This is a genomic window from Micromonospora sp. NPDC002717, from assembly GCF_040295705.1.
In the GTDB taxonomy this organism is placed as follows: Bacteria; Actinomycetota; Actinomycetes; order Mycobacteriales; family Micromonosporaceae; genus Micromonospora.
The window spans coordinates 1-8,338 of sequence record NZ_JBEOVW010000067.1 but is presented as its reverse complement, the minus strand read 5'-3'; the positions used below and the strand labels follow the sequence as shown (position 1 = coordinate 8,338).

10 protein-coding genes and 1 pseudogene are annotated in these 8,338 nt (G+C 67.9%); 6 read left to right on the top strand and 5 right to left on the bottom strand.

Annotated features, from left to right (window positions below):
• Positions 1-300 precede the first annotated feature (300 nt).
• Positions 301-1,131 (bottom strand): IS5 family transposase, encoded by an 831-nt coding sequence (locus tag ABT006_RS34650; RefSeq protein ID WP_350712698.1) that lies wholly within the window; start codon positions 1,129-1,131, stop codon positions 301-303.
• 124 nt (positions 1,132-1,255) lie between these two features.
• Here ABT006_RS34650 and ABT006_RS34645 point away from each other — a divergent pair, with 124 nt between their 5' ends.
• The 3 genes from ABT006_RS34645 to ABT006_RS34635 all read left to right on the top strand — a co-directional run bounded on the left by ABT006_RS34645 (position 1,256) and on the right by ABT006_RS34635 (position 3,658).
• Entirely contained in the window at positions 1,256-1,486 is a 231-nt protein-coding gene (locus ABT006_RS34645; protein ID WP_350712697.1) for a hypothetical protein, read from the top strand.
• Positions 1,487-1,614: 128 nt separating this feature from the next.
• Positions 1,615-2,619 carry a nuclear transport factor 2 family protein gene (locus ABT006_RS34640; protein ID WP_350712696.1) on the top strand — a complete coding sequence of 335 codons (1,005 nt, stop codon included), beginning with the start codon at positions 1,615-1,617 and terminating at the stop codon, positions 2,617-2,619.
• Positions 2,620-2,878: 259 nt separating this feature from the next.
• Positions 2,879-3,658, top strand: coding sequence for a hypothetical protein (locus ABT006_RS34635; RefSeq protein WP_350712695.1), 780 nt, complete (start codon positions 2,879-2,881; stop codon positions 3,656-3,658).
• Positions 3,659-4,131: 473 nt separating this feature from the next.
• Here ABT006_RS34635 and ABT006_RS34630 read toward each other — a convergent pair whose 3' ends face one another.
• The 4 genes and pseudogenes from ABT006_RS34630 to ABT006_RS35220 all read right to left on the bottom strand — a co-directional run.
• Positions 4,132-4,743: a maleylpyruvate isomerase family mycothiol-dependent enzyme gene (locus tag ABT006_RS34630; RefSeq protein ID WP_350712694.1), complete on the bottom strand. Its 612-nt coding sequence runs from the start codon at positions 4,741-4,743 to the stop codon at positions 4,132-4,134.
• Positions 4,744-4,934: 191 nt separating this feature from the next.
• On the bottom strand, positions 4,935-5,645 hold the full coding sequence (locus ABT006_RS34625; protein WP_502891063.1) for a helix-turn-helix domain-containing protein: 711 nt from the start codon (positions 5,643-5,645) through the stop codon (positions 4,935-4,937).
• A complete protein-coding gene (locus ABT006_RS35225) occupies positions 5,569-6,030 on the bottom strand; it encodes a beta-N-acetylglucosaminidase domain-containing protein (protein ID WP_502891062.1) in 462 nt (153 codons plus the stop codon). The genes ABT006_RS34625 and ABT006_RS35225 overlap by 77 nt, the downstream gene beginning before the upstream one ends.
• Positions 5,975-6,297, bottom strand: a pseudogene (locus ABT006_RS35220) (beta-N-acetylglucosaminidase domain-containing protein); the annotation flags it as partial. The gene ABT006_RS35225 and the pseudogene ABT006_RS35220, both read right to left, overlap by 56 nt.
• A gap of 192 nt (positions 6,298-6,489) precedes the next feature.
• On the opposite strand from ABT006_RS35220, the gene ABT006_RS34615 reads away from it, so the two are divergent.
• From ABT006_RS34615 to ABT006_RS34605, 3 genes are read left to right on the top strand one after another with little or no spacing between them, the layout of a single operon-like run.
• Positions 6,490-6,918, top strand: a complete 429-nt coding sequence (locus ABT006_RS34615) for a hypothetical protein (protein WP_350712692.1) — start codon at positions 6,490-6,492, stop codon at positions 6,916-6,918.
• Positions 6,912-7,145 carry a helix-turn-helix transcriptional regulator gene (locus tag ABT006_RS34610; RefSeq protein WP_350712691.1) on the top strand — a complete coding sequence of 78 codons (234 nt, stop codon included), beginning with the start codon at positions 6,912-6,914 and terminating at the stop codon, positions 7,143-7,145. The genes ABT006_RS34615 and ABT006_RS34610 overlap by 7 nt, the downstream gene beginning before the upstream one ends.
• Entirely contained in the window at positions 7,142-8,113 is a 972-nt protein-coding gene (locus ABT006_RS34605) for an NAD(P)-dependent alcohol dehydrogenase (protein WP_350712690.1), read from the top strand. Before ABT006_RS34610 ends, ABT006_RS34605 begins: the two co-directional genes overlap by 4 nt.
• The last annotated feature ends 225 nt before the right edge of the window (positions 8,114-8,338 follow it).

Here is an 8,338-nt window from a genome sequence, read left to right as displayed (position 1 = left end):
TGAACGCCTTCCAGATCGCCTTCGAGGGCCGGCTCACCCCGGCCAACCACTGACCACCTCAACAACCAAGATCAGCCGTTAACTTGACACTCCCGACAGGCATGATGGCACATCTGGCGTACCGGCGGTGACGGCTTGCATGGCAGACACCGCAGGTGGGTGTGGACGTTGTGCAGGCAGACACCTGACCAGTAACGGCCGCGCGCCATCGCCTTCGTCCGATACCTGACGCGACCGTCCGCCGCTGCATGCTGGCATTCCTAAGAGGGCATCTGATCTCGCTTGGTGAGGTTGGTCCGATTAGGTGTTTTCGTTTCGCCAGGTTGGGGTGGATTCTCCGGTGAGATAGCGGCTCATTGTGTTAGCCATCGCCCAATGGATCATCGCCCGGGTGCGCTGAGGGAGGGTCTCGTAGTCACGGACGAGTCGTCTGTGCTGCATCAGCCAGCCGAAGGTCCGTTCCACGACCCACCGGCGGGGCTGGACGTGGAAGCCCTTCCCCGCAGGGCGGGGCACCCGCTCGACGTCGATGCCGAGCCGGGCGCCGTGCGCCCGTACGGCGGTGTTGTAGCCACCGTCGACCCACGCCTTGACCACGTCCGGATGGTCCGCGGACACACTGGTGAGCAAGTGCCGGCCGGCGGTGGAGTCCTGCACCGACGCGGCGGTGACGATCACGGCGAGGAGCAGTCCGAGGGTGTCGGTGGCGATGTGCCGCTTGCGTCCCTTGATCTTCTTCGCCGCGTCGATGCCTTGGCTGTCCTCGCCGACGTTGCTCGAGGTCTTCACGCTTTGCGAGTCCACGACCACCGCCGACGGGCTCTCGCGGCGGCCGCGAGCGACCCGGACCCGCTCCCGCAGCAGATCGTGGATCCGCTGTGTCGTCCCGTCCGCTTCCCACTTGGCGTAGTAGTCGTAGACCGTCTTCGCCGGCGGGAGGTCGTGCGGCAGGTACTCCCACGCGATCCCCGTCCTGGCCACGTACAGGATCGCGTTGACGATCTCCCGCAGGTCATGCACCGGCCGGCTGATCCCCAAACCCACCCGCGCCGCCCGCCACGCGGTCAGCACCGGCTCGATCAACGCCCACCGCTCATCCGACAAGTCCGACCGATACCCACGCCGCTGCACGCCCACGCGGCGATCAACGAACCAGCCCCATCACCGCAACGGCCGAACGTGAATCAACCACTACACGGATCAGATGCCCTCTTACAGCAACCAGGTGACAAGTCGGGGTGACCACCAACGGCCGATGGGCAACGGATGCGGTTGGACTGGCGGGTCCGGTTGGTCCGGGGTGTTCCTCGGCTGGGCCGGCGGCACGGGCATCAACGTCCCGAGCAACGACGTCGACTACCGGGGCGTCGCCGCAGCCGCCGGGGTCGGCGCGGTGCTGTCAGCGGCCTCCTGGCTCCGCAGGCTGCCGCCCCGGGCACCCCTTGTCTGCTACGCGTCCCGGGCGCTGCCCCCGTGGCCGGCCTGACTACCGTCACGCTGACAGATTCGCCACGGACAAGATCGGCCTAATTTCGGTGTCACCAGAAAGAACACCGAAAGGGGCAGGTCATGAAGGCGACTCGACGTGTGGCAATAGGACTCGCGGCCGGGGCCGTGCTCGCGCTGTACACGTTCGGGAGCCCGGCGCAGGCAACCATGGGAGGCTTGGACCGGGCGGGCCTCGCCGCCGGTGAGTCCGGCGCCGGGAACGCGGGCTGCGCCGAGGCGAGGCCGGAGGTCACCTCCATCAGCGGCTGGGTGTCGCCCGGCGCGTGCTCATTCATCAAGCGGCAGATCAAGTTCGGCAAGGTCACCACCCCCGACCGGGTGGACGCCTACGTCGACATGTGGTCCAAGGACGCGACGCTGTGGGAGCCGGCGAACGCGAGCAGGCTGCCGGTCCAGGGCCTGGACAACATCAGGACGGCGATCAGCGGCTCGCTCGCCTTGGTGCCCGACTTCCGCTTCCGCGGCACACGCATCGCCGTGAACGGCCCCGCAGTGATGTTCGAAGCGCACAACGAGGCCACGCTCAAGGGCCACCAGGTCGCCTACTCCGCGGTCTACCGGGTCCTGCTGACCGACGACGGCAAGGTCATCCAGGGCCGCCGCTACTACGACCGGCACAGCTGGTTCAAACCGCTCGACCCCAGCCTGCCCGACCTGTTCGCCAACGTCGCCGACGGCGGCAGCCCCGACCAGGGCCGCCAACCTGTCCTCAGCCCCGACGAGCTCGCTGAACGCGCGAAGGCATGGAACAACGAGGACGCCGAGGCGCTCGTGGGACGGCTCATCGGCGCGCCGCTGTCCGCTCCCGGCCTGAATGGCGGCACGCTCAGCACCACGCAGGGCAAGCTCGCCTACCTGAGGACGTTCTTCGACCAGGTCAGAAATGTCCAGCTACAGCCGGGCCAGACCATCAAGGTCGACGGCGCGACATACCTGGAATGGCACGGTACGGTCCTGCCCGAGGGCCAGACCGACCCGGTCAGCTTCGGCGTTATCGAGCGCGTCGGCGACACCGGCGGCGTCTCGAGTGACTGGACCCTCACCTTCGACCAGCTGCCGCTCGTCGCCAACGAAGCAAAGATCATCGAGCTGTACAGCAGGCTCAGGTAACGATCGCGGCCAGCTCCGCCTACAAGGCCTTTCCCGGCGTGGGGAAGGCCCTGTAGGCCTCCCGGTAGTAAGCAGCGAAAACAACCGCAGCGCTGGTCGGAGCTGGTTTTGTAGGCGGTAGCGCCGCCTCTGCCATCAGCCGGTTGACCAGCGTTGCCGTTGTTTTCGGGTCGGAAACTACGGCTGGGCCTTCAAGGCAGCGCCCCCGCTTCGCGCGGGGCCGTCTGGGTGGCTCGACTGGTCACGTCATGCTGTCAGGGTGAGCACCAGCGGTGAGACCGACGGGCAACGGAACCGGTTGGACTGGCGGGGCCGGCTCTCCGGGGTGTTCCTCGGCACGGCCGGCGGCATGGGGATCAACGTCCTGAGCAACGACGTCGGTTATCGGGGCGTCGCCGCGGCAGCCGGGGTCGGCGCGGTGCTGTCAGCGGCCTCCTGGCTCCGCGCGCTGCCACCCCAGGCGCCCCTGGTCCGCTACGCGGCCCGGGGACTGCTGACCCTGGCTCTGATCGGGGCGGTCGTGGCCGCCTTCGGTCCGACGTCGTGGGCCGCGTATGCGACCCTGGCCGCGACGGCCCTGGCAGTCACCTCCGTTCTTCTCTCCCACGACGCCGAAGCCGCCAACAGACTGTTGGGTGGGGCGGCGTCCATCGGCGCCGGGGTGGCAGGCATCGGCCTCGGCATCGCGCTCGTGACCAGCAGCCGCACTCTGGCTGGGGCAGCGACCATCTGCATCGGAGTAGGGTTCATCGGCGGTGGCATCGCGCTCATGACCAGCAGCCGCACTCTGCTTGAGGCAGCGACCATCTGCATCGGAGTAGGGCTCATCGGCGTCGGCCTCTCATTCCTCAACGACAACACTCTGGCTGGGGCAGCGATCATCGGTGTTGGGATGGGGGCCACCGGCAGCGGATTGGTGAACCTGGTCCCAGAACCCGGCCTCAGAGAAAGGCTGCGGAGGTGGGCTACGGCTCTGGTACGTGATCCGGCGGAAGAGAAGCCCCAGCGGCGTGACTCCGACGGCGCACCCATCGAATAGCCGTGGCGGCGAGCGGGCCGATACGACACACCGCCGCCGACGTCATCGACGGACTCGTCAACGCAGCGCGACAGCCAAGCGGACCAGTCCGAGGTGCTCAGCCCACTGGCCCAGCCGACTGGCAGGGTCAGGTAATCCAACTGTCTTGTATTCGCGTTGATGCCCGCTCCAGCAATCACGGTGCGTCACGCTGACCCTGGTGCTGGTGGCCAGATCTGCCGCCAAGATCATGATCTGACGATGCGGCGGCCCACCTGGATGTCGGACTGAGGTGATGCTGTCGGACGGCTGGCGCGCCATGTCTGCGGCAGATGCGCGCGCTGATTTTCGCGGCGCCAGGGCGTGGTGATGACAGATTCCGGTGGCGAGTTCATCGCCCTCGACGGTGAACCGACCAGGGCCGCTACGCCGACTGCGAGCGGCCTCCGGACTTTGAGCCCGGCACCGAGCCCGCCCGGAGCCGCGCCGGTGGCCTAGATACGGGCGCTCACCGTCTCGACGCCGTCGCCGGTGACGTCCGCGAGGTAGGCACGCCGGCCCGCGAGAACCATCACCAAAGCTTCCGTCGTTCCGCGGACGATCGGACCGTCACCGCTGTGGAACGGCCCGTCGGTCGCCTCCCATCGCAGGCCTATGGCCACGTTGCGGCTGTTGACGGCGAAGTTCTTGGACACGAAGAACCTGGCGACCGTGGTGGCCGCCTCGACCGACGGCCCGCCATGTAGTCCGAGCGGGCGGCGGATGTCCTGGCCATGCACGACGATCTCGCCCAGCCATGCGGCGGAGGGCCCCAAGGGCGCGGTGGTGGCCGAGATGGCTGCCCGGAACTTTGCAAGCGTTTCAGCGGGCGTCACACCGAGCTGCTCGTTCAAGCGGCGGCGGTTGTGCACGTCCGGACGGAACCCGGCTGCGGCCATGCTGCGGATCCAGCGGAACGGAGTCATGTTCGCGGCCGAGGTCAGGTGCGCCAGCGTCTCCTCGACGGTCCAGGATTCGCAGAGCGACGGGGCGGCCCACTGGGCCTCGGTCAGGTCGGCGAGATCGTCGGCCAGCTCCTTACGGGCGGCGATGATCTGGTCGGTCATGTGGGTCGGCCCGACGGAATCTGCGGAGTTCATCGCTCGGTAGTTTAGTAACGGACAGAAACCGGCCACGACACCATGATCGAGTGCACTCTTCTCGACAGAAGCGGATGCGGCGTGGTCCACCGAAGTGGGGCATCTGTTGCGCTGTGTTACTGATCAGGACTGTGGCGTAGGACCCGGGGGTAACGGCGTCATCCGCTGGCCGCGACAGACCATCCCCCCTGTCTGTCGGGTGTGGGCGTGGCGGTGGCGAGCGGGTGGGGTTGGCCGGTCATGGCGGCGAGTGCGGCGGCGACAGCGTGCAGGTCTGCCTTGATGTAGGTGGTGGTGACGGGTCCGCGGCGGTCGGTGTGGCCGGCGTAGGCACGAGCGATGCCGTAGCCAAAGTGGCGTTCGACCCAGGTGAGGGTGGTGTGGCGTAGCCAGTGGGTGGAGATGCCCTGCGCGGCGACCCATGGCAGGCGCTCGCCGATGCGTTTCCATAGGTGGTCGTAGCGGCGGCTGCTGATCGGCTGGCCGTTGCGGTAGCGCAACAGCCGGTCGGTGGGCAGAACGGCGCCGCGGACGCGGGTATGCCACCACGTCGGCGAGAGTGCGCAGCCTGGCGCCGTCGTGCACCCGCACCCCCGCTCGGCCAGCAGCGGCCGCACCTCGGCGACGCTGCGGGTGATCGTCGAGCGGTGCACCCCGAACCAGGCTGCTACCACGTCGTGGGTCAGTCCATGCCGTAGGTGCACCAGCGTGGCCAGCAGGCGGTCGGTGAACGCGAACCGGTGCTTCGCGCCAGCACCGATGCGGCGACGACGTGTGCGCGTGGCGAGCCGATCACGGTGGCGGGCCTGCCACCGTGGTGCCAGTTCCGCGACCAGGCCCGCAATCACCTGCCGAGACAAGCCTGTCATTCGAGGGTTCATCATGATCGCAGCGCCAGCCATGGCACGAACAACGATCATCGATGCTCAAGGATTCGCAACCGTGCACGAGGTCGGATCCCGGCGTCGAGGTCTCCCGGATCTCGCAACGGTACGCGGAGTCGTTCAGCGTCCGGTACTCCGTGGGCACCATCTGCAGCGGCTGCATGTCCCCGCGCGTCGCGATGAACTCTCGGTTGAGCCGGTTGAGCAGCTCCACCTGGACACGACCGGCGGTGGCCGCGCTGGGGTGCGCCGTAGGCGGCTTGGTCGGCGGCACAAGTCCAGCGCGTGTAGGAGATGTCGTCGAGTGGGATGGAGAGCGCCCGGACGCCGAGGTCGGGCATGGCCTGCAGCATGGCGACCAGCGCGGCATAGTCGTTCTCGTCGGCGTAGCAGATGGAGACGCCGGGCGAGAGCGCGAAGGTAAATTCGACGTGGTGTCGGCGGGCTTGGTCGATCAGCTCGCCAGCTTGTCGGCGGGGCAGGGGTCGCGCCAGCGTGCCCGGTGGTAGAGGTCATCCTTGGGCGCGTAGACGTAGGTGTTCATCTTGACGTCGCCGTAGAACGCCAGCTGGTCGAGGCGCTCGGCGCGCGTCCACGGCGATCCGTAGAAGCCTTCGATCGATCCACGCAGCGGCATGGCCGGGAAGTCCTGGATCGCCACCGCCGGCACTCACTGTCACTGTCCCGAAAGCCAGGGAGGACGCGGGAAGGACCGCGCCGGTCAGCCGAATGACCGCACCCCAGGCGTGATGTAAAGTTTTCTAGACAGAAAGTCAAATATTCGCTACCTTGGTGATGTCAAAGATTTCAGACATCCGGAGGGCTTGTCATGACGCACGAAGAGAAACGCGCGTGGATCAGGCTGGTCGTCGCCGTGCTCGGCTACTCCGCCTACGTGGCCCTCATCGTCAGCCGCGCCGATGGTCGTTCGCTGCCCGACGTGCCGTACGCGAGCGCCCTGTTGTGGACGGTCGGCGCGGCCATCGTCGCGTCGATCGTGGCGGAGATCGGCATGGCCGTCCTGAATCCGGGCGCGCCGCGCGTCAAGGACGTGCGGGACCGCGAGATCGGGCGGCTCGGCGACCACGTCGGCCAGTCGTTCGTGGTCGTCGGCGCGGTCGCCGCGATGCTCATGGCCATGGCGGACTGGGACCGGTTCTGGATCGCCAACGTCATCTACCTGTGCTTCGTGCTGTCGGCGATCCTCGGCGGCATCACCAAGGTCATCGTGTACCGCAGGAGCCTCCCGCAGTGGTGAAGCCGACGCAGGTCACCAACTGTATCCGCGCGTTGCGCTTCGCGCACGGCGAGATGACCCAGGCCGAGCTCGCCGAGCGCATCGGCGTGACCCGGCAGACCCTCATCGCCATCGAGCAGGGCCGCTATTCGCCATCCCTGGAGATGGCCTTCCGGATCGCCCGGGTGTTCGGCGTTCCGCTCGACGACGTGTTCCAGTACCCCGACTCTCCCGAGGAGAAGTCATGAAAGCGATCGTCCACGACGTGTACGGCCCGGCCGACGTGCTCGAGCTCCGCGAGGTCGACAAACCCTCGGTCGGAGACGACGAGGTGCTCATCGAGGTACGCGCCGCTGGCCTGGACCCAGGCGTGTGGATCTTCATGACCGGCCGGCCCATGGCGGTGCGGCTCGCGGCCGGGCTGCGCCGGCCCAAGGTCGCGGTTCTCGGTCGGGCCGTCGCCGGTGTGGTGGTGGCGGTCGGCGCCGGCGTGACCCGCCTGCGCCCCGGCGACGAGGTGTACGGCACCTGTCAGAGCGGCTCGTTCGCCCAGTACGCGACGGCGCGGCAGCACCGGCTGGCACCCAAGCCGGCCAACCTCACCTTCGAGCAGGCGGCGGCGATGCCCATCTCCGCGGTGACCGCGCTACAGAGCATCCGCGACGCACGCGTGCAGCCCGGACAGCGGGTGCTGATCACCGGCGCGGCCGGGGGCGTCGGGTCGTTCGCCGTTCAACTGGTCAAGGTACATGGAGCAAGCGTGACCGGCGTCTGCAGCACCTCGAAGATCGAGCTGGTGCGTTCCATCGGCGCCGAGGACGTCATCGACTACACCCAGCACGAGATCGACCGTGGCGGCGCGCGCTACGACATCATCATCGACACCGCCGGCAATCGGCCGTTGTCGCTGCTCCGGCGCGCAACCACGCCGCGCGGGGCGATCGCCCTCGTCGGTGGCGGCCACGCCAAAGGCTGGCTACTCGGCGGCTTCCAACGCCAACTGGCCGCGCCGTTGCTCTCACTGTTCGGCAGCCAGCGAGTGCGCGGCGTAGCCGCTCGGGAGCACTACGAAGATCTCGACGAACTGACCACCCTCACCGAGGCGGGCTCGGTCACCCCGGTCATCGACCGTACCTACGCTCTCGCCGACGCGCCCGACGCGATGCGCTACCTCGCCCAGGGCCATCCCGCGGGGAAGATCGTCGTCACGGTGTAGCCCAGCCGGGAACGGCACAGCACGACCCCCGCGACCGCGATATAGCTGGCGCTCGTGTCAAGTGTCCCCAATCGGCCGGACACCAGCATCTTCCTTGGGATCCCGCCGCATGCGGGCACCCGGGCGCTCTGTGAGCGGCATGGGCGTGACGGATCATTGAGCGGTGATGACGCCTGCCGCGCTGCCGGCCGACCCCGGTGCGTTCTCGTTGGCCGTTCCGCCGCT